At 53.6% G+C, this 20,811-nt stretch carries 22 protein-coding genes; 11 read left to right on the top strand and 11 right to left on the bottom strand.

Annotated features, from left to right (window positions below; genetic code table 11):
- Positions 1–22 precede the first annotated feature (22 nt).
- Genes KWG64_RS18400 through KWG64_RS18385 form a run of 4 tightly spaced genes read left to right on the top strand, consistent with a single transcriptional unit; the run spans position 23 to position 4,240 of the window.
- Positions 23–142, top strand: coding sequence for a GpE family phage tail protein (locus KWG64_RS18400; protein ID WP_218522717.1), 120 nt, complete (start codon positions 23–25; stop codon positions 140–142).
- Positions 135–2,609: a phage tail tape measure protein gene (locus KWG64_RS18395; RefSeq protein ID WP_218522716.1), complete on the top strand. Its 2,475-nt coding sequence runs from the start codon at positions 135–137 to the stop codon at positions 2,607–2,609. Before KWG64_RS18400 ends, KWG64_RS18395 begins: the two co-directional genes overlap by 8 nt.
- A 12-nt stretch (positions 2,610–2,621) precedes the next feature.
- Positions 2,622–3,092, top strand: coding sequence for a phage tail protein (locus KWG64_RS18390; RefSeq protein WP_218522715.1), 471 nt, complete (start codon positions 2,622–2,624; stop codon positions 3,090–3,092).
- Between the two features lie 8 nt (positions 3,093–3,100).
- On the top strand, positions 3,101–4,240 hold the full coding sequence (locus KWG64_RS18385) for a phage late control D family protein (RefSeq protein ID WP_370628721.1): 1,140 nt from the start codon (positions 3,101–3,103) through the stop codon (positions 4,238–4,240).
- On the opposite strand, the gene KWG64_RS18380 is transcribed toward KWG64_RS18385, so the two are convergent.
- Entirely contained in the window at positions 4,241–4,459 is a 219-nt protein-coding gene (locus tag KWG64_RS18380; protein WP_218522713.1) for a hypothetical protein, read from the bottom strand.
- A gap of 141 nt (positions 4,460–4,600) precedes the next feature.
- Between KWG64_RS18380 and KWG64_RS18375 the strand changes: the two genes are divergently transcribed.
- Positions 4,601–4,822 (top strand): DNA-binding transcriptional regulator, encoded by a 222-nt coding sequence (locus KWG64_RS18375; protein WP_013573939.1) that lies wholly within the window; start codon positions 4,601–4,603, stop codon positions 4,820–4,822.
- A gap of 40 nt (positions 4,823–4,862) precedes the next feature.
- On the opposite strand, the gene KWG64_RS18370 is transcribed toward KWG64_RS18375, so the two are convergent.
- Positions 4,863–5,231 carry a hypothetical protein gene (locus KWG64_RS18370; RefSeq protein ID WP_255562222.1) on the bottom strand — a complete coding sequence of 123 codons (369 nt, stop codon included), beginning with the start codon at positions 5,229–5,231 and terminating at the stop codon, positions 4,863–4,865.
- Between the two features lie 206 nt (positions 5,232–5,437).
- Between KWG64_RS18370 and KWG64_RS18365 the strand changes: the two genes are divergently transcribed.
- Entirely contained in the window at positions 5,438–6,493 is a 1,056-nt protein-coding gene (locus tag KWG64_RS18365) for a tyrosine-type recombinase/integrase (protein WP_218522712.1), read from the top strand.
- A gap of 314 nt (positions 6,494–6,807) precedes the next feature.
- Here the strand turns inward: KWG64_RS18365 and KWG64_RS18360 are convergent, their stop codons facing one another.
- The 4 genes from KWG64_RS18360 to ftnA all read right to left on the bottom strand — a co-directional run bounded on the left by KWG64_RS18360 (position 6,808) and on the right by ftnA (position 9,101).
- A complete protein-coding gene (locus tag KWG64_RS18360) occupies positions 6,808–7,143 on the bottom strand; it encodes a YebY family protein (protein ID WP_218522711.1) in 336 nt (111 codons plus the stop codon).
- A 37-nt stretch (positions 7,144–7,180) separates the two neighbouring features.
- A complete protein-coding gene (gene copD / locus KWG64_RS18355) occupies positions 7,181–8,065 on the bottom strand; it encodes a copper homeostasis membrane protein CopD (RefSeq protein WP_218522710.1) in 885 nt (294 codons plus the stop codon).
- Positions 8,066–8,068: 3 nt separating this feature from the next.
- Positions 8,069–8,455 carry a copper homeostasis periplasmic binding protein CopC gene (gene copC, locus KWG64_RS18350; RefSeq protein WP_370530261.1) on the bottom strand — a complete coding sequence of 129 codons (387 nt, stop codon included), beginning with the start codon at positions 8,453–8,455 and terminating at the stop codon, positions 8,069–8,071.
- A gap of 139 nt (positions 8,456–8,594) precedes the next feature.
- Positions 8,595–9,101: a non-heme ferritin gene (ftnA, locus tag KWG64_RS18345; RefSeq protein ID WP_104922633.1), complete on the bottom strand. Its 507-nt coding sequence runs from the start codon at positions 9,099–9,101 to the stop codon at positions 8,595–8,597.
- Positions 9,102–9,508: 407 nt separating this feature from the next.
- Between ftnA and KWG64_RS18340 the strand changes: the two genes are divergently transcribed.
- Entirely contained in the window at positions 9,509–9,739 is a 231-nt protein-coding gene (locus KWG64_RS18340; protein WP_152325660.1) for a DNA polymerase III subunit theta, read from the top strand.
- A gap of 37 nt (positions 9,740–9,776) precedes the next feature.
- Here KWG64_RS18340 and pip read toward each other — a convergent pair whose 3' ends face one another.
- From pip to dbpA, 4 genes are all read right to left on the bottom strand, one after another.
- The gene (gene pip / locus KWG64_RS18335; protein ID WP_195822895.1) at positions 9,777–10,733 is read right to left on the bottom strand and encodes a prolyl aminopeptidase; all 957 of its coding nucleotides are present in this window, start codon (positions 10,731–10,733) and stop codon (positions 9,777–9,779) included.
- A gap of 452 nt (positions 10,734–11,185) precedes the next feature.
- A complete protein-coding gene (locus tag KWG64_RS18330) occupies positions 11,186–13,225 on the bottom strand; it encodes a S9 family peptidase (protein WP_218522709.1) in 2,040 nt (679 codons plus the stop codon).
- 129 nt (positions 13,226–13,354) lie between these two features.
- Positions 13,355–13,720 carry a protein YebF gene (gene yebF, locus KWG64_RS18325; protein ID WP_195814368.1) on the bottom strand — a complete coding sequence of 122 codons (366 nt, stop codon included), beginning with the start codon at positions 13,718–13,720 and terminating at the stop codon, positions 13,355–13,357.
- Positions 13,721–13,882: 162 nt separating this feature from the next.
- Positions 13,883–15,265 (bottom strand): ATP-dependent RNA helicase DbpA, encoded by a 1,383-nt coding sequence (gene dbpA / locus KWG64_RS18320; RefSeq protein WP_101077136.1) that lies wholly within the window; start codon positions 15,263–15,265, stop codon positions 13,883–13,885.
- 259 nt (positions 15,266–15,524) lie between these two features.
- Here dbpA and purT point away from each other — a divergent pair, with 259 nt between their 5' ends.
- Entirely contained in the window at positions 15,525–16,703 is a 1,179-nt protein-coding gene (purT, locus tag KWG64_RS18315) for a formate-dependent phosphoribosylglycinamide formyltransferase (RefSeq protein ID WP_218522708.1), read from the top strand.
- Positions 16,704–16,788: 85 nt separating this feature from the next.
- Here purT and KWG64_RS18310 read toward each other — a convergent pair whose 3' ends face one another.
- Positions 16,789–16,968, bottom strand: coding sequence for a YoaH family protein (locus tag KWG64_RS18310; RefSeq protein WP_101077138.1), 180 nt, complete (start codon positions 16,966–16,968; stop codon positions 16,789–16,791).
- Positions 16,969–17,128: 160 nt separating this feature from the next.
- Here KWG64_RS18310 and pabB point away from each other — a divergent pair, with 160 nt between their 5' ends.
- From pabB to KWG64_RS18295, 3 genes are all read left to right on the top strand, one after another.
- Positions 17,129–18,502, top strand: coding sequence for an aminodeoxychorismate synthase component 1 (pabB, locus tag KWG64_RS18305; protein ID WP_218522707.1), 1,374 nt, complete (start codon positions 17,129–17,131; stop codon positions 18,500–18,502).
- A complete protein-coding gene (locus KWG64_RS18300) occupies positions 18,499–19,101 on the top strand; it encodes a CoA pyrophosphatase (protein ID WP_195814364.1) in 603 nt (200 codons plus the stop codon). Before pabB ends, KWG64_RS18300 begins: the two co-directional genes overlap by 4 nt.
- Before the next feature lie 168 nt (positions 19,102–19,269).
- A complete protein-coding gene (locus KWG64_RS18295) occupies positions 19,270–20,634 on the top strand; it encodes an L-serine ammonia-lyase (protein WP_218522706.1) in 1,365 nt (454 codons plus the stop codon).
- The last annotated feature ends 177 nt before the right edge of the window (positions 20,635–20,811 follow it).

Genomic DNA, 20,811 nt, shown 5'->3' with positions numbered 1-20,811 from the left:
GACCCTGACGGTCGATGACCTGATGGCGGAYATCGCGGTGATYTTTCACTGGCCGCCGTCAGAAMTGAACCYGATGACGCTGACCGAGCTTTGCGCGTGGCGTCATAAGGCCATGCAGCGCAGCGGAGCCGACAGTGAGTAATTTAAAAGTAGAGGTGCTGTTAAAGGCGGTTGACCAGGCGACCCGCCCGTTTAAATCGGTGGAGAACGCCAGYAAGGCGCTGTCCGGMGAYATYMRMAAYTCMCARAMCRCSCTCAAAGACCTGAACGCCCAGGCCGGAAAGATTGACGGTTTCAGSAAATCCAGCGCACAGCTGGGTGTAACCAGCCAGAAACTCAAAGAYGCCAAAGCGGAAGCGGCGGCGCTGGCTATCCAGTTGAAAAACACCGCCAACCCGACCCGTGCCCAGGCGCAGGCSATGGAGTCCGCGAAGCGYACCGCCGCGCAGTTGCAGACCCAGTTCAACGGGCTGCGGCAGTCGGTGCAGCGTCAGCGCACSGAACTYACCCAGGCGGGCATCAGCACCCGCACSYTKTCYGARTCWGAACGCCGCCTGAAAACCTCYATCAGTGAAACCACCGCGCAGCTCAACCGSCAGCGYGAATCCCTGGCACGSGTSAGCGCGCAGCAGGCCAAACTCAACGCGGTCAAAGGSCGKTAYCAGWCCGGTAAACARYTSGCCGGTAGCGTGACCGGMGCRGGKGCKGCSGGTGTYGSSATWGCGACGGCGGGCACGGTAGCCGGTGCCGGGATGCTCAAGCCCGGCTATGACTTTGCGCTGAAAAACTCAGARCTCCAGGCGACGCTTGGCCTGGAAAAAGACTCCGCCGACATGACCGCGCTGCRCACCCAGGCGCGGCAGCTCGGCGACAACACCGCCGCCTCTGCTGACGATGCTGCCGCCGCGCAAATCATCGTYGCCAAATCCGGTGCGGACAAAGACGGCATTCTGGCGGCGACGCCGACCATCCTGAATCTGTCCCTGGCGAATAAGCGCACCATGGAGGAGAACGCCACCCTGCTGATGGGCGTGAAATCCGCGTTTGGCATGACGAATGACACSGTGTCACACATCGGTGAYGTGCTTTCMACGGCCATGAATAAGTCTGCCGCCACCTTTGAMGGYCTGTCAGACACCATGACCTAYGCCGCRCCGGTGGCAAARCAGGCCGGTATCAGCGTCGAAGAAACSGCMGCGATGGCCGCCGCSCTGGCSGATGCCAAAATCACCGGCTCRATGGCGGGCACMGGYRSSCGYGCKGTCATTACCCGCTTRCAGGCACCGACGGGCACCGCCGCCGCCGCRCTCGGTGAGCTGAAGGTGAAGACGGCGGACAGCAAAGGCAACATGCGCCCGYTGTTTACCATCCTGAAGGAAATGCAAAAGAGCTTTGMGAAAAACAARCTCGGKGATRCRCAGCRRGCGCAGTACATGAAGGCCRTCTTTGGCGAGGAGGCCAGCTCGGCGGCGWYGGTGCTGATGGAMGRYGCRWCRTCSGGCAARCTMGACAAACTYASYCAGGCAYTSAAAACMTCRGACGGYAAAACCGAGGCGCTGGTGGCGRTSATGCAGGACAACCTGGGCGGCGACTTTAAGGAATTTCAGTCWGCYTATGAGGCMGTCGGSACTGACCTGTTCGATCAGCAGGAYTCWTCMCTGCGCAAYCTGGTGCAGACCGCCACCGGCTACGTGCTGAAACTGGATAAGTGGATTGTGAACAATAAAGCCCTGGCGGCGACSCTCGGCAAGGTGGCRGGCGGTGCGCTGCTGATTATCGGCGCGCTCGGCGTGTTTGGCCTGGTRGCCGGTCCGGTKATYAGCGGCATYAATCTGATYGTCGCCGCTGCCGGTGTGCTCTGGACAATCCTCGGCACSGTRGGCGGTGCGATTGCGACGRTGATCGGCGGGCTTACGCTGCCRATWGTSGCGATTGGCGTGGCGATTGTCGCCGGTGCCCTGCTTATCCGTAARTACTGGGAGCCGATCAGCGCCTTCTTTGCGGGCGTCATTGAAGGCYTRGGGATTGCGTTCGAACCGGTAAAAGAGATGTTTGCGCCGCTCMAGCCGGTGTTTGACTGGCTTGGGGACAAGCTCAAAGTCTTGTGGCAGTGGTTCAAAGACCTGATYSARCCGGTKAAATCCACSCAGGAAACGCTGAACAGTTGTAAAGATGCGGGSGTGTCGTTYGGTCAYCTGGTCGCTAACGCMCTGACCGCMCCGTTRCAGGTGGCGAATAAGCTGCGTRRCAGCGTGGTCTGGCTGCTGGAGAAGCTCGGCATCATCAAGGATGAATCCGCAGACATTGATAARGCAGCMGACAAAGCTGACCGGCGCACGAAACAAAAYRGCGATGCRGATCCGCAAGCGCATCCGCTGGAYAAYCCCGCGCCGGTCACGCCACCGCCTGGCGGCCTGCTGGGYGGCGGTTATRCRCCGGTGTCCGTCGGCGGCGGGCGCAGCTAYATCGACCGCAGCACRCACAATTACACYATTGCCGCCGGTGCCGGTTTGGGTGYCCAGGATACCAGYCGCCAGATCCGCGCCGAGCTGGAAGCCCGTGACCGCGCCCGCGYYGCRCAGCARCGTTCCCGCATGGATAACGATTAAGGAGARYSCCGCATGATGTTAACGCTCGGGYTGTTTGTGTTTCAGTTGCARACCGTCCCTTACCAAAGTTTGCAGCGCGATGTCGWTTACCGCTGGCCGGTAAACAACCGCGTCGGCCTGCGYCCGCTGCCGCAGTTCCTCGGGGTGAATGAGGAGAAAATTACCCTGTCCGGCGTACTGATGCCGGAAATCACCGGCGGGAAGTTGTCACTGCTCGCACTGAACCTGATGGCTGACGAAGGCAAGGCGTGGCCGTTGCTGGAAGGCAGYGGCACCATTTACGGGATGTTCGTGGTGAACAGCGTSAGCGAAACCCACACGGARCATTTTTCCAACGGTGCCGCCCGCCGGATTGAATTCACGCTGACGCTGACCCGCGTSGATGAATCCCTGGCGGCGATGTTCGGCGACATGAAAGCCCAGGCCGACGGGTTGCTGGATCAGGCTRGTGGTTTAACCGGTCAGTTAGGAGGYYTGCTGTGATTACGGATATGACCATCGGTGCCGGTGCGCAGTTTGCACCGGATTTCACGGTGACCGTCGGCGGCAAAGACATCACCCAGGACGTCAGCAACCGGCTGATTTCGCTGACGCTCACGGATAACCGCGGCTTTGAGGCTGACCAGCTCGATATCGCGCTGAGCGACACCGACGGCCTGCTGGATATGCCGCCACGCGGTGCGGTGATTAATATCGCGCTGGGCTGGAAAGGCCAGGCACTGACGAACAAGGGCGACTTTACCGTGGATGAGGTGGAGCATCGCGGAACGCCGGACACGCTGACTATCCGCGCCCGCAGTGCAGACTATCGCGGCAGCCTGAATTCCCGCCGCGACAACTCGTATCACGATACGACGCTGGAGGCGGTGGTGTCTGCCGTGGCGGCGCGCAACAACCTAAAGCCCGCAATTGCTGAACCTTTCAGGGGCGTGCCGGTGTCTCATATCGACCAGACGCAGGAAACCGACGCGAAGTTTATTACCCGCCTGGCGGAGCTGAACGGCGCGGTTGTCGCCATCAAGGCCGGCAATCTGCTGTTTATCAAACCAGGGGCGGCAAAGACGGCCAGCGGGAAGCCTATCCCGCAGATGACGATTGTCCGCAGCGACGGCGACGGGCACACGTTTAATATTGCTGACCGTGGGGCGTATACCGGCGTGTCGGCAAGCTGGCTGCATACCAAAGACCCGAAACCGAAAAAGGTGAAGGTGCAGCGGAAACCGAAAGTGCAGTACCTGCGCGCCCTGCAACATCCGAAGGCCAGGAAGGTCAGCGCGAAGGTGAAGAAAACACCGGAGGCAAAGGAAGGCGATTACCTGGCGGGCAGCGAAGACAATGTGTTTACCCTCACTACCATCTACGCTACGCAAAAGGCCGCCATGCGGGCAGCCCAGGCAAAGTGGGACAAACTCCAGCGCGGTGTCGCGGAGTTCTCGATCTCCCTAGCTCGCGGGCGCGCTGATTTATTCCCTGAGACGCCGGTGGCCGTGTCCGGATTTAAATCTGTGATCGACGCGCAGCCCTGGATAATCAGTAAGGTGACGCACAGCCTGGGCGGCAGCGGGTTTGTGACGACGTTAAATCTGGAGGTGTTGTTGTCGGATGTGAGTTATGAGGCGACGGAAAGCTGATCATTCGACCCGTTTGACGTCAGGATGGAGTTCACTAGCAGCTTCATGAAATATATCGCCGAGCCAGCCAGGAATTTCAGCCTCGGTCATATCATCGGGAATGATGATGTCATAGAGCCTAGAAAACTTTCTTTCGGCCATGTCAGCACGGAACACCTGCCAGCCATCCGGTGTTTTTTTAACGCCAAGAAACCGGCCAAAGACGTCATAAATCAGCATAAATAATCCTTAATCATAATCCAGACATACGCAGAGTAAGACGCTGAAAAAGATATGTAAATCACTGTAATATCAGATGTATGTTTCCAGCCATAACATACAATGACCGCAACTGATTAAAATGATTACATGGTGATTGTTATGATGCACTGCCCGAAATGCCAGCACGCCGCACACGCCCGTTCCAGCCGTTATCTGAGCATCAATACTAAAGAACGTTACCACCAGTGTCAGAATATCAATTGCAGCTGTACGTTCAAAACGCATGAATCGATCGCCGACATCATTGTTGAACCAGGCACCGTCCACGCGGTTCAGTTGCATCCGGATAAGCATCAGCAACAATCTTTGCAGATGCATTAAAACAAGAAACCCGCCAATGGCGGGTTTCTTGTTTTAATGATTACCAGCTAAGTTGTTCACCGCTGGCTTTCAGATTTTGTTTGTACATCATATCCAGAGTCGCATAAGTGCACATATCAAACGCACCTTCACAATAATCCCCGATTACCTTATTCAGTATTTCTTTATTTTTGACTTTGGTCAGATTCTTAAAAGCGGTCAGATTTTGCTTTTCCATCATTCGAAGCGTTGTTGGTTGGCACATATCAACGGCACCATCACAGTAATCCGCCTTTACCTTCGCCTTGATGTATTCAATAACTTCTTGTTTCTGCGCTTCGGAACCGTCGAATTCCATCGGGTTAACAAATGCAGCACTCGCGGCAAACGGAAGCACCAAAACAGCAAATCCCAGAACAAACTTCATCATTAAGTCCTTATAGTGAAAGCAAACTGTTAAGACCAATCTTAACAATCTGGAATCAAAATTTCACGATTTCCGCCGCAACCTTTCCAAAAGATACTGCTTAGACAAATAGACCGGTTGCTGCCATTGCATGTATACGACTGACTAAATCAAACATTTACACTGGTTTTATATACAGTAAAATTCACATTCTCAAAAAGGAGAATGTGATGAGTGTAAGAAAGCTGTCTACAGGCAAATGGCTGTGTGAGTGCTACCCGAACGGACGTGAAGGTAAGCGATGCCGCAGGCAGTTCGATTCAAAGGGAGAAGCCGTTTCATTTGAGACTTACACCATGGAACAGGCGAAGAACAAACCCTGGCTGGGTGAGAAAGAAGACCGGCGGAAGCTGAGCGAACTGGTCGATCTCTGGTACAGCCTGCACGGCTGCTCTCTGAATGATAAAAAGGGGCGACTGGGCAAACTGAAGATTATCAGCGCGGGACTGGGTGACCCAATAGCCAGCATGATTACCCCGAAGGACTGGGCACACTATCGTGATCAGCGGCTGCGAGGTGAGATTGATAACGGCTACAGTACCAGCCTGGCAACCCGTAAAGTTTCCACCGGCACGGTGAACTGCGAACACGCTTTTTTACGGGCGGTGTTCAATGAGCTGAAACGCCTGGGAGAATGGTCATTACCTAACCCGCTGGAAAATATCCGCGAATTCGACCAGCCGGAACGTGAAATGGCATGGCTGACTCAGGAACAAATTCTGCTGCTCATGGCGGCATGTGAACAGCATGGAAATGACGAATTAACGCTAATCGTCAAAGTCTGCCTATCGACCGGCGCACGCTGGAACGAGGCGGCAAAAATCAAAAGCTCGCAGATTTCCCCCTTTAAACTCACTTTCATCAATACCAAAGGTAAAAAGAACCGTACCGTTCCCCTCGCCCGCCCCCTCTATGACGAACTGATCGCCCGTAAAGGCGCGTCCTTCTCGCCCTGCTATAAGCAGTTTTATCGGGTGATCAGGCTGGCCGGCATCGAGCTGCCGGAAGGTCAGATGACGCATGTTCTCCGGCATACGTTCGCCAGTCATTTCATGATGGCTGGTGGCAACATCATCGTGTTGCAACGCATCCTCGGGCACTCAGATATCCGGGTCACTATGCGATACGCGCACTTTGCTCCGGATCACCTTGAAGACGCTATCCACCTGAATCCGCTGGCTCAAATCAGTGGCGATAAAATGGCGATGGAGAATCCAAATGAGTAAGATTGAGGGTAAGTGAAAACAGCCTAAGTGATTGTTTTTACTATAAGTGATTGTTATGAAAAACAGGCAAAAAAAAGACCGAATACGATTCCTATATTCGGTCTAGGGAAATGGCTCTTGGGAGAGAGCCGTGCGCTAAAAGTTGGCATTAATGCAGGCGGTTAAGCCGTACAACTTAAAGAGTAGCCGAGGCCTGACTATTTTCCACCCAGTTTGAAACATAGTGATAATAACAATGATGTATTATTCTCATTGTGTGACAACATACGCAAAAAATGGGATTAACATCAGGCGGTTACCGGCTGCACGGCGATTCAGCAAAGTGTCTCGGCTTTGGCGATAAACGGCGCGAGGCTCATTTTTTGCCCCGGATTAGCCGGGTCGTCTAGCCAGATTTTCTCCAATGGCACGGCCTGAACCTGGCGGTTTTTAACCTGCTCTTTAGCGACGTCGTTCAGAGGATATTGCGCCAGTGTGCTGTCGTTAATGACATACAGCGCGTTACCGGGACGGCATTGCAGCATGACTTCTTCACGCGTGAATGCCCAGGCCTTGCCATATTGCAGGCGGCTGATCGTTTCGACCTGCGGCGCCGCAAAACTGCTGGCAGATAAGGTTAGCAACACACAGGCGAACAGTGTTTTCCTCATGATTCTTCCTCAGTAAATAGTAAATTCTTCATGCTTTTCAGCCCGGCGCAAGGGTTGCAAACCAGCTCACCGCCAGTAAAACCAATAACGCCAGCCCCCATTCGAGCCACGTCATCATGATGAAACGGCGCTGGGCCAGCTCCGGCTGTTTACCCATTAACGGCACAAGCCGGTAACGGTTGAAAATGGCGACGCCGCACATGATCCCGACCAGCGCCACTTTGATGACGAGAAGACGCTGATAAAGCGAGGTCATATCGACCGGCCAGCGCTGCAAAATAATCGCGGTATTCAGAATGCCGGTCAGGATAACCAGCGCGACGGCGGCGTGGCCCCAGACCGAAAACCGGATAAGCGTGGCAATCGCATAAGGGCGCGTCGCAGGTTGTCGCGTATATAACATGCAGGTCAGCAGCGGGTATAAGCATCCGAACCAGTAAGCCGCGCTGAGCAGATGCACGACATGATTAGTTCGGTGTAACAGCCCCAGCGCGCCGTCATGCATCGCCGCATGGCCGATCAGCGCCTGACTCATCAGTAAACCGAGGGCGCACAAAAAGATGATCACGTTGCGTCCCGGCAACCAGTCCATCAGCATGACCAGCAATAATGCTGCCGTCAGTAACAGATGCCACCGCCAGACGTCACCAAAGGACGTAGTGAGCACCAGCAGCCAGACGTTCAGGTTCAGCCCGTCACCCCAGCCATTCCCCATCAGCGCGGCCTGAATTGCGAGCATTCCCACCGACGTCACCGCCGCCAGAATGCCAGACCACATCATCACAGACTGATTTTTACGCAGCAATACGGCAGAAAAGCCCTGCGGTGCCAGTAAGGAGCAAAAGACGCTCAACCCAAAAATTTGCATCAGTGAAGCAAAGTGGACAAACCGGCACAGGACAAACATGGCAGTCAGGCTCATCGTTTATTTAACGGTGAAACTGTACTGACCGTGTGTTTTATGACCATCAACGGAGACAACGCTCCACGTTACCAGGTATTTACCCGGCTTCAGCGTTTCCGGAAGCGGGAGAACCGCCTGAGTTTTGTCATTCGCGGCGAGCGTCATAGCGCCGGCTTTAACGGTATTCTTATCTGCATCGGTCAGCGTAATTTTGCTGAAATTAGGTTCGATACCTTCGCTAAAACCCAGTGACAATTCGGACGGGCTGACGGTGACAACGGTGTCGGCGGCGGGCGTTTCTGTTTTCAGGTGTGCGTGGGCAGAAGCCTGCTGTGAGATAAATCCGCCCAGCAAAACAGCTGAGACTGCCAGTGCACGGCAAAGAGAAGTGGTTTTTTTGAACACGATAATTCCTTGGCTTGCTTAACGATGAATTTATAACGCCGTCACTTTATCGCAAACCGCTCCAAAACGTTTGTCAAAAAAACATAAAAAAACGCAGAGGCCTGAGCACTCTGCGTTTTTTTGAACCACAACGACAGGAAAATTAGCCTGCCGGAGCCTGTGCCACCATGTTCTTCAGGTCTTTATCCACGAAGAACAGGCCGTTACCAGTGTTGCTGACCAGAGCCAGTTTATCGAGAACGGATTTGAACAACGTTTCTTCTTCATGCTGTTCAGCAACGTACCATTGCAGGAAGTTGAAAGAAGAATAGTCTTTCAGCGTCATGGACAAATCGGCCAGTTCGTTGATTTTCTGGGTGATCAGTTGCTCATGCTCATAGGTTTGTTTGAACAAATCGGTCAGAGATTCAAACGCCACCGGAGGAGCAGCAATCGCACCCAGCAAAGGTAATGCGCCGGTATCGCTGACGTATTTGAACAGGCGATGCATGTGATCCATTTCTTCCATGGAGTGCTGTTTCAGGAACGCCGCTGCGCCTTCGTAGCCTTTATCGCTGCACCATGCACTCATCTGCAAATATAAATTGGCAGAGTAAAACTCGAGGTTCAGCTGTTCGTTCAGCTGGTCGATCATTTCTTTTTTAAGCATGATGCGGCTCCATAAAATAAATTAAGGCAGATGAATGGGGTTATTTACACGCATTATGCCCGCATCAATACAAAATAAAAACACCCGATTCACATTATTAATCATGCAGGCAACAATATAAATTAACACGTTGAATTAAATGAAGTTTATTTTCATAAAAATATACATTAATGATAATCATTAACATAAAGAATGTTATTAAAAAGAATCATTCTTATTTAAATATCCTGCTTTAATCTTTCAGTTGAATATAATTATCACTTAGATTTCGGGAATAATTCTTATTTACTCATTAACACCAGGGAATCGCGCCAACAACACGGGGGATAATAAAATTCTAAAGACAACATTCACCCTGCGCAGAGTGTCGGGTACAATGCGGCGAAATGGTTTAGCAGGAAACAACAATGAGCATCAATCTGGCCGAAATCAGCAAAGACGAGATGGACCGCATTAACGTCGATCTCGCCGCGTCAGCCGTCGCTTTTAAGGAACGTTACAATATGCCCGTTGTAGCTGAGATGGCGGAACGCGAGCAGCCGGCGCATTTGCGCACTTACTTCCGTGAACGGGTCATGTTTTATCGCGGGGAATCACATAAATTCTCCCGTTTACCTTACGAACCGAAGCAAAAATAAGCGACGGCTTTGCGGGTAAACGGGAGCACAGAAGCCGTTAACGCCGGGCGGCGAAACGCTGGTTAGTACGGATCAATTGATCGAGGATCCCAGGCTCGTCAAACGAATGCCCTGCCCCTTCGATGATGTGCAGTTCCGCTTCCGGCCAGATCTGTGCCAGATCCCAGGCGTTTTGCACCTGACAGGCCATATCGTAGCGCCCATGGACAATAACGGCGGGAATGTGGCGGATGCGTTCCACATTGCGCAAAAGCTGATCGTCGCTGTCCAGAAAACCAAGATGCGTAAAGTAATGGTTTTCGATGCGGGCAAACGCCAGCGCAAAGTTATCCTCGCCGAAAGATGACGAACCTTCCGCAGGCAGAAGCGTCACAGTCTCCCCTTCCCACAGGCTCCAGATTTTCGCGGCTTCCAGCTGAACGGCGCGATCTGCCGAGGTAAGACGTGCACGATAAGCGGCTATGACATCCTTGCGTTCTTCATCATCTAAAATCGACAAAATACGCTGCCATTTTTCAGGGAAGAAACGGGATGCGCCATCCTGGTAATACCAGGTGAGTTCCTGTTTACGCAGCGTAAAAATACCGCGCAGAACCAGTTCACTGACATGTTCCGGATGCGTTTCGGCATAAGCCAGTGCGAGCGTTGATCCCCACGAACCGCCAAACACCAGCCATTTTTCGACACCCGCTAATTTACGCAGGCGTTCAATGTCTTCGACCAGATGCCAGGTCGTGTTGTTGTCGAGACTGGCGTGAGGTTTTGAACGCCCGCAACCACGCTGGTCAAACAGCATGACGTCATAATCATTGGGATCAAAAAGTTGCCGGTGAACCGATGAGCAGCCCCCGCCCGGCCCGCCGTGTAGAAATACCGCTGGTTTACCTTCCGGGTTTCCGCTGCGTTCCCAGTAAATCTGGTGTCCATCGCCCGTATCAAGCATGCCGCTGGCATACGCTTCCAGAGGCGGATACAACCCTTTTAATTTTGGCATGACATTTCCTGTTCTATTCGGCCAGTGTATTGATTGATGTGCTCGCCTGTTAATAACAGCGCATCGGTTCCGCCACGACAAGTTGTAATGACCAAAAATCGTTATTTCATATGCTGTTCGCATACTTAACACGCAATTTCGCCTGCAGGCTGACTGCCCGCGAAACGAAAACTGCGAAGATGACAGAAGAAAAACGTGCAAAGCTGCTTGCAACTGACACGAAATAGGCAGTAAATAGCAGAGCAACCCAATCCACCAGCTTTAAAGAGAGGCGATTATGAGTAAAGGAATGGATAGCAAAAAAAATGCGAAGAAAAAGCCACTGAAGACCCCTGCTGAGAAGAAGGCTGAGAAAAAAGCCAAGAAAGCAGCTGCCTGATAAAATTACTTCGTAGAATAAACCCGCTGAATGCGGGTTTTTTTATGGCAGAAACTCATTAGCGAAAGCGATATCAGTTCTTCGCTGCCAGCGACAGAACAAAGGCATATTCCAGCGCGATATCTTCGTAAGCCTTGAAGCGGCCAGATTTACCACCGTGGCCGGAATCCATATCCGTGTGCATCAGCAGCTGATTGTCGTCAGTTTTGACATCACGCAGTTTCGCCACCCACTTCGCCGGTTCCCAGTACTGCACCTGTGAATCATGCAAACCGGTAGTCACCAGCATGTGCGGATAAGCCTGCGCACGCACCTGATCATAAGGGCTGTATTGCAACATATAGTCGTAATACGCTTTGTCGTTAGGATTACCCCACTCGTCATACTCGCCGGTCGTCAGCGGAATAGACTCATCGAGCATGGTGGTGACAACGTCGACAAAAGGAACCTGCGCAACGATGCCGTGGAACAAATCGGGAGCCTGATTAATCACCGCGCCCATCAGCAAACCACCGGCGCTGCCGCCCATCGCGTAAACCTGCCCTGCGTCGCCGTAACCTTCAGCCACCAGTTCTTTTGTCACATCGATGAAATCGTGGAACGTGTTGAGTTTGTTAAACAGTTTGCCGTCGTCATACCATTGCTGGCCCAGTTCTGCGCCGCCACGGATATGGGCCAGTGCGAAAACAAATCCTCTGTCGAGAAGGCTCAGGCGACTGCCGCTGAACGCCGGATCCATGCTGCTGCCGTAAGAGCCGTAGCCGTAAACCAGTAACGGATTGGTGTTTGGCTTGAACAATTCACGGCGGTAAACCAGTGAAACCGGGACTTTTACGCCGTCGCGCGCTGTGACCCAGACGCGTTCGCTGCGGTAATTCGTCGCATCAAAATCTTTCACTTCCTGCTGTTTGAGCAACGTACGATCATGCGTGTCGAGATCCAGCTCAAAGAGCGAACTTGGCATGGTCATCGACGAGTAGCCGTAACGCAGCAACGACGTATCCGGTTCCGGGTTGTACGCCAGCCAGGTGGTGTACGTCGGGTCATCAAATGCCAGTGATTTTTCCTCACCGCTGGTCCAGTGGATCTGGCGCAGCTGCGTCAGTCCCTGATGGCGTTCTTCCACCACCAGCCAGTCGCGGAATAAACTAAAACCTTCGAGCATTACTTCAATGCGTGGTGCAATCAGCGTCTGCCACTGCGCTTCGGTGCCGTTTTCGCTTTTATACAGACCGAAGTTTTTACCGTCTTTGTTCGAACGGATATAGAAATTGCCCAGATAATGATCGAGCGCGTACTCATGATCTTTACGGCGCGACAGGAACACTTCCGGCGTCGCCTGCGGATCATCGGCATCCAGCAGCAGGATCTCGGACGTCGTGGTGCTGTCCAGGTGGATGAGGATGTATTTTTCTGACGTGGTTTTATCCAGCCCGACGTAAAACGTGTCGTCTTTTTCTTCGTAAACCAGTTTGTCCGTCTTCGGATCCGTGCCAACAACGTGGCGATAAACCTGATACGGCAGTAACGTTTTCTTGTGCTTACGGACGTAATACAGCGTCTGAGAATCGTTTGCCCACTCGCTGCTGCCGGACGTGTTTTTCAGCAGGTCGTCAGTCCAGGTTTCATCATCCAGCTTTTTAATGCGAATGTCGTACTGGCGGCGGGACAGGAAATCTTCGGCCACGGCCATCAGTTTATTGTCCGGGCTGATGTCTAAACCGCCCAGCGTATAAAACTCGCCGTCGCTGGCGCGTTCATTTCCGTCGATCAGCGTTTGCCATTTTTCATGTTCGGTGACGGGCTGACGCAGATAAATCGCGTATTCGTTGCCCGGCTCGTAGCGGGTCTGATAACGGTAGCCGTGTTTGACATAAGGAACGGAGTGATCCTGCTGCGCAATACGCGCGACCATTTCCCCGTAAAGCGTTTCACGCAGCGCCTGATGGGGCTGCATAACCTGATCGGTGTATTCGTTTTCTGCCGTCAGATACGCCAGAACCTGAGGATCGGCGCGGTCATCGTCACGCAGCCAGTAGTAATTATCGACACGGTCATCGCCGTGTACGCTCAGAGTTTGCGGGCGTTTTTCAGCCTTTGGAGGTGTCATCATCTCGGATCTCTTTGTCCTCTTTATGGTGTGACAAGAGTGACAGGTTTACACGGGGAAACCAAGAGACGGAATGTGCGGGAATTAGCGGGAATGTGCGCCCGTCAGGGGTTGCGGGCGCAGGGGAAAAACTCAGACCGGCGTGCTGTAACTGATTTCACCGAGCTGGCAGTTGAGCGTAACGTCGTAGGTTTTGTCGGCATGATCACCGCGGACTTTCAGCGGGATATCCCATTTCTTGTTATCACCGCTGATGCTGCCGGCATCAACCCACGCAACCGGCGTTGAGGTGCCGAGTGCTTTTTTATCCGCATCCCAGCGCGGAATACGGTTTTGCAGAAAATCGCGTTTCACCAGCGCCGCGAGTTCATCTTTCGTCGCATTCGCACAAGGTGTGACCGTCGCCGTTCTTACTTCAGGCTCATCGGCCTGAGCAGTCTGGATCAGACCGCTCATTCCTGCGACTGCCATTACCGCGCTCAAGATTATCTTTTTCATCGTTCGTCTTCCCAGTCTTTGTCTTTTATTACGCTGACCTTGCCGGAACAATAACCATACATACCGAAAGGTCATCACTTGTGTCAGACAATATAATCATCAACAAGCCAATAACACAACATTAACAATCAGACGAACAATGTAAAACGCGACATCACTCTTTTAGCGCAAAATAATCGCTTTGCAGTTTTTGCCTTTGATTTTCCCTTCCTGCAGGCGTTGCAGGGCTTTCTTCGCACTCTTCTGACGGATAGCAACGTAAGCGTGGATCGGGAACATATCAATTTTACCGACTTCTGCCGCGGTCAGCCCGGCATCGCCGGTCAGCGCGCCGAGTATATCGCCGGGACGGATTTTGGCTTTACGGCCACCGTCGATGCACAGCGTGGCCATTTCAGCATCCAGCGCCACTGGCGTTGCCGCCAGTGCCTGCGCGGCAGGTTGCCAGGTGAACCGCTGACGGGTGTAATCTTCGAGCGCCGTCACACGTGGCATTTCCTGCGGAGTCACCAGACTGACCGCAAGACCGCTGGTTCCCGCGCGCCCTGTACGGCCTACACGGTGAACGTGAACTTCCGGGTCGAAAGACAGTTCATAGTTAATGACCAGACCTAACTGTTTGATGTCCAGACCGCGCGCCGCAACGTCTGTTGCGACCAGCACACGACAGCTGCCGTTGGAGAAACGCACCAGTACTCGGTCACGGTCACGCTGCTCGAGGTCGCCGTTCAGCGCCAGCGCGCTGATCCCTTTGCCAGCCAGTGCGTCACACACTTCCTGGCAGTCGCGCTTGGTATTACAGAACACTACGCACGATGTCGGCTGATGCTGGTACAACACCGCCGCCAGCAGGGATAAACGCTGATGTTTATCCGCTTCGATAAACACCTGCTTGATGTCTGCCACATCATCTTCGCCTTCAATTTCCACTTTCAGCGGCTCGCGCTGGAATTTGGAGCTGATGCGTTCAATGCCGTCCGGATACGTCGCGGAGAACAGCAGCGTCTGGCGGGTTTGCGGCGTATAGCTGACCACATCTTCAATATCTTCACTAAAACCCATGTCCAGCATGCGGTCGGCTTCATCGAGCACCAGCACTTTGAGATCATCCAGCTTCAGCGTGCCTTTGCGCAGGTGTTCCTGAATACGGCCCGGCGTGCCGACCACGATGTGCGGCTGACGAACCAGCGATTCGTTCTGAGGGCCGATTGACTGGCCGCCGCAAAGGGTCAGGATTTTGATGTTCTGGGTAAAACGCGCCAGACGACGTAATTCTTTACTGACCTGATCGGCCAGTTCGCGCGTCGGGCAAAGCACCAGCGCCTGCGCCACAAACTGTGAAACAGTGATGCTGTTCAGCAAACCAATGCCGAAAGCGGCTGTTTTACCACTGCCGGTTTTGGCTTTGGCGCGGACGTCCTGACCTTGCAGGATAGCGGGCAAAGAGGCTTCCTGAATCGGGGTCATTTCGGTGTAACCCAGTTCATTCAGGTTGGAAAGTTGCTCAGCGGGCAATGTCAGGACAGAAAAGGAATGCGTGCTCAAGGCGATAACTCTTTATGTGAGGCAAAAATCGGGGCAGCGGCAGGAGATCTGGCGCCATGGTTTGCTAAATGATAACAGAGACGCCCGCAGACTGCCTTAAACAGCAGAAAACCGGCTTAAAAAATCCTGTAAATCCCCTTCTTACGTAGACAGGGAATTTTTCAAACACGCCGCGCAATCGTTTTCGTCCCTGATAATTTCAGATATACTGCGCCGCGAAATTCTTACTTTCCTTCATCAAAGATCTGGGTACGAAGCTATGTTAACCATTGGTACTGCACTGCGCACCGGCGCCACCCGCGTCATGTTGTTAGGCTCTGGCGAGCTGGGTAAAGAAGTGGCGATCGAATGTCAGCGCCTGGGTCTGGAGGTGATCGCCGTCGATCGCTATGCGGATGCACCCGCGATGCAGGTCGCTCACCGCAGCCATGTCATTAACATGCTCGATGGCGATGCGCTGAAAGCCGTTATTGAAAGCGAACGCCCTGATTTTATCGTGCCGGAAATTGAAGCTATCGCCACCAGCATGCTGGTTGAGCTGGAAAAACAGGGCCATAACGTGGTGCCGTGCGCCGAAGCGACGCGTCTGACCATGAACCGTGAAGGCATCCGCCGTCTGGCCGCGGAAACCCTCAAACTCCCGACATCGACGTATCAGTTTGCTGACGACGAAGCGTCTTTCCGTCAGGCCGTCGACGCAATCGGTTATCCGTGCATCATCAAGCCGGTGATGAGTTCATCCGGTAAAGGCCAGAGCCTGATCCGCAGCGCTGAGCAGTTACAGACAGCCTGGGATTATGCCCAGCAAGGTGGCCGTGCCGGTGGAGGACGCGTCATTGTTGAAGGTCTGGTGAAGTTTGATTTTGAAATTACGCTGCTGACTATCAGCGCCATTGACGGCATTCATTTCTGCGCGCCAATCGGGCATCGTCAGGAAGATGGCGATTACCGCGAATCCTGGCAGCCGCAGCAAATGACCGAACTGGCATTGCAGCGCGCGAAAGATATCGCGGAGAAAGTGGTGAAGGCGCTGGGCGGCAAAGGGCTGTTTGGCGTTGAGCTGTTTGTCTGTGGCGATGAAGTGATTTTCAGCGAAGTTTCACCGCGTCCACACGACACCGGAATGGTCACGCTGATTTCTCAGGATATGTCCGAGTTCGCCCTGCACGTTCGCGCATTCTTAGGTCTGCCGGTTGGGAAAATCCGCCAGTTCGGCCCGTCGGCTTCCGCGGTTATCCTGCCGGAACTGACCAGCAGCAACGTTTCTTTCAGCGGGCTGGAAAACGCGCTGACCGGTTTCAACCAGATCCGTCTGTTCGGTAAACCGGAAATCAGTGGCAAACGCCGTCTGGGTGTGACGCTGGCGATTGCCGATAACGTTGAAGACGCGGTTGAGCAGGCAAAACAAGCCGCAGCGGCGGTTACCGTTAAAGGCTGATGCCTGAATAAAGATGAAAAAAAACCGGACTCCGCAAAGGGTCCGGTTTTTTTTATGCCCGATATGGACTTATCAGGGCAGAAATTTACTCGTCTTCGTCATCAAAGATAACGGTCACGCGATCGCCTTTGTGCGTTTCACGGATTTCTTCCGCAACGGTTGCAATGGCTTCGCCGCTGCTCATTCCGGTTTCCATTAACTGGCGGATACGATCGGCGGCCTGTTCTTGTTCGGAATGTGATAATGAAGGCATACCTGTCAGCATGGGAGATTCCTGTTGTACGTTAAACCGGCCCGCAGGCTGCGGGGTTGCACAGTATACGCCTTATTGCTGCAAATCGCCTGTGCTGCTTTCAGGCAGCCGAATCTATGTTAGGATCGACGCTATAATACGTTTTAATTGCGCCCGGAAGCTCTTACCTGCCATGCAATCCACCCGTTCCGTAAATTTTCATACTTTGCCTTATCATACCGATGCGCTGTCCGAGCAATTTTCTGCGCTCTCAGCTTTACCGTGGGCCATGCTTTTGCATTCCGGCTCTGCGCTGCATCAGCATAATCGCTTTGATATTCTGGTGGCGGATCCGCTGGTCACGCTGACGACGCGCGGTGATATCACGCAAGTTGAGCAAAACGGTGAAATAACGTCACGGACAGACGATCCGTTTGCCCTGCTGGAAGAATACCTTTCGGCATCCGGTTTGCAGGCGGAAAGCTCGCCTGATTTTCCGTTTCTGGGCGGCGCGCTCGGGCTGTTTGGCTATGATTTAGGGCGGCGTATTGAGGCGCTGCCCGACACGGCAGAACAGGACATCGCTCTGCCGGATATGGCGGTGGGTATTTATGACTGGGCGTTGATCGCCGATCACCATCTGCAACGTGTGACGCTGATTTGCCACCAGGATGTTGCCGGCCGCCTGCACTGGCTGGCGCAACAGAAGGCCACCGCCGCGCAGCCTTTCCGGCTCAAAGCGCCGTGGCAGTCCAACATGACCCGCGAGGCATACGGTGAAAAATTCCGCCAGATTCAGGAATACATTCACAACGGCGATTGCTATCAGATTAACCTCGCGCAGCGATTTTCAACGCACTATTCCGGTGAGGAGTGGCAGGCATTTTTGCAGCTGAACAATGCGAATCGTACCCCCTTCTCGGCGTTTCTACGTTTGCCTGAAAACACGGTGATCAGTCTGTCGCCTGAACGGTTCATCTGGCTGAAAGACCAACAGATCCAGACGCGCCCGATTAAAGGGACGTTGCCACGCAGCGAGGATCCCGCAGAAGATGCACATCAGGCTGAGCGGCTGGCGGCATCGGAAAAAGATCGTGCGGAAAATCTGATGATCGTCGATTTATTGCGAAATGACATTGGCCGCGTTGCCACGCCGGGCAGCGTGCGCGTTCCCGAATTATTCAAAGTCGAGCCTTTCCCTGCGGTCCATCATCTGGTCAGCACCATCACAGCAAAACTGCCGGAAGCGTGCCACGCCAGTGCGTTGCTGCGCGCCTGTTTTCCCGGCGGCTCGATTACCGGCGCACCGAAAGTCCGCGCGATGGAAATCATCGAAGAACTTGAGCCACAGCGACGCAACGGTTACTGCGGCAGCATTGCATACATCAGTTGTTGCGGCACGATGGACAGTAATATCACCATCCGCACGCTGCTGACGGCGAAAGGGAAAATTTACTGTTGGGCAGGCGGCGGGATTGTGGCTGACAGCCAGGAACAGGCAGAATATCAGGAAACGTTCGATAAAATTGCCCGCATACTGCCTCAGTTAGGAGACGTTCAGCCGTGACTTTGCTGGAACAACACGCACCCGTGCAGACTTTTTCCCCCGCGGTGGAAGATTTCATCCTGCGCTTTCAGTTGCAGCAACCGCGTATGCCTGCCCCCGCATTGCGCGGAACCCGTCACGCCGCCGTCTTAATTCCGATTATCTGCCGGAAAGAGCCGACAATCTTACTGACGCGCCGTTCCGATCAGCTGCGCAAACACCCCGGTCAGGTCGCCTTTCCCGGCGGCGCAGCCGATGCAACGGATGCCTCAATTATTGCCACCGCGTTGCGGGAAGCTCAGGAAGAAGTCGCTATTGAGCCGGAACAGGTTCACGTTTTAGGCACGCTTTCACCGCAGGACAGCAGCAGCGGTTTTCAGGTGACGCCGGTTGTCGGGCTGTTGCCGGTCGATGTGACGTTCCATCCGGCTGAGGATGAAGTCGCCGAGCTGTTTGAAATGCCCTTGCAGGAAGCCTTTGACCTTGCCCGCTACCACACTCTGGATATTCATCGCAGAGGCATCCATCACCGGGTGTATTTATCCTGGTATCAGCAGCAATTTGTCTGGGGACTCACGGCGGCGATCATCCGCCAGCTCGCCCGGCAGGTTGAAGTCTGAGCCCGCTGATTACATTCCGATCACACTTTTGCATCAAATAAGTTTATTTCATGCGAAAAATGAAACTTTTGCCCCTCAGGCCTTTTAAACTATAGATTGAGCCACAAGTTCAGTTGTGGCTGTCAGGGATCCCGTTCCCTGCCGTAATTCATTACAGGAGTATTCGACGTGATTAGCGTTTTCGACATGTTCAAGGTCGGGATTGGCCCTTCCAGTTCCCATACTTTGGGCCCGATGAAAGCCGGGAAACAGTTCGCTGATGACCTGCTCGAAAAGGGCATGATGCCTGCCGTTACGCGTGTCGCCGTGGACGTTTTTGGTTCCCTGTCTCTCACAGGCAAGGGCCACCACACAGATATCGCCATTATTTTAGGTCTGGCGGGTAACCAGCCAGATACCGTCGACATCGACGGCATTCCCCACTTTATTCGCGACGTTGAGCAGCGTCAGCGCCTGCCGCTGGGTGAAACTCAGCACGAAGTCGATTTCCCCCGTGACACCGGCATGGTGTTTCGCGGTGAGAATTTACCGCGCCATGAAAATGCGATGCAAATTCATGCCTTTACGGGCGATAAAATGATTTACAGCAAAACCTACTACTCCGTCGGTGGGGGTTTTATTGTCGATGACGAGCATTTCGGTCAGCCGGTGCTTGATGAAGTGACAGTGCCTTACAGCTTTAATTCCGCCAGCGAAATGCTGGCCAAGTGCAAGGAAACCGGCCTTTCGTTGTCAGGTTTGATGATGAAAAATGAGCTGGCCCAGCACAGCAAACAGGACATCGAACAGTATTTCGAGAAAATCTGGCACACCATGCAGGCCTGCATCGACCGTGGTCTGAATACGGAAGGCGTTCTGCCTGGCCCGCTTCGCGTTCCGCGTCGCGCCTCTGCCTTGCGCAGAATGCTGGTGTCCAACGATAAACTGTCTAATGACCCGATGAACGTGATCGACTGGGTGAACATGTTTGCCCTGGCCGTGAACGAAGAAAATGCGGCCGGCGGGCGCGTGGTGACGGCGCCGACGAACGGCGCCTGCGGGATTGTTCCGGCGGTGCTGGCGTATTACGACCAGTTTATTCAGTCCGTCAGCCCGGATATTTACCTGCGTTATTTCCTGACCTCCGGCGCGATTGGCATTCTCTACAAGATGAATGCGTCGATTTCGGGTGCGGAAGTCGGCTGTCAGGGCGAAGTCGGCGTGGCCTGTTCTATGGCCGCGGCGGGCCTGACAGAACTGCTGGGCGGCAGCCCGGAACAGGTGTGCGTGGCAGCGGAAATTGGCATGGAACACAATCTGGGCTTAACCTGCGACCCGGTTGCCGGGCAGGTTCAGGTTCCGTGCATCGAGCGTAACGCGATTGCTTCTGTAAAAGCCATCAACGCCGCACGCATGGCCTTGCGCCGGACCAGTGAGCCACGCGTTTCGCTGGATAAAGTGATCGAGACAATGTACGAAACGGGCAAAGATATGAACTCGAAGTACCGCGAAACGTCCCGCGGTGGTTTAGCCATTAAGGTTCAGTGCGACTAATCATTTGCAGGATTTTTCGTCTCCAGGCGGCTGGCGGGTTGGACCATTTTTGGCCCGTTTGCCGCAGGAAATACCACTCCGGTGGGAGCCGGTAGCAATAAAACCTTCGCTAACAACAACCTGTTGTATTATCAATACATAATGGTAGTGACACTTGCATTATACCCTGCAGGTACG

This window comes from Rahnella sp. PD12R (genome assembly GCF_019200965.1).
GTDB classification, from domain to species: Bacteria; Pseudomonadota; Gammaproteobacteria; order Enterobacterales; family Enterobacteriaceae; genus Rahnella; species Rahnella laticis.
Note: the sequence above shows the minus strand (reverse complement) of the source record. Positions and strands in the feature narration are given on the sequence as shown.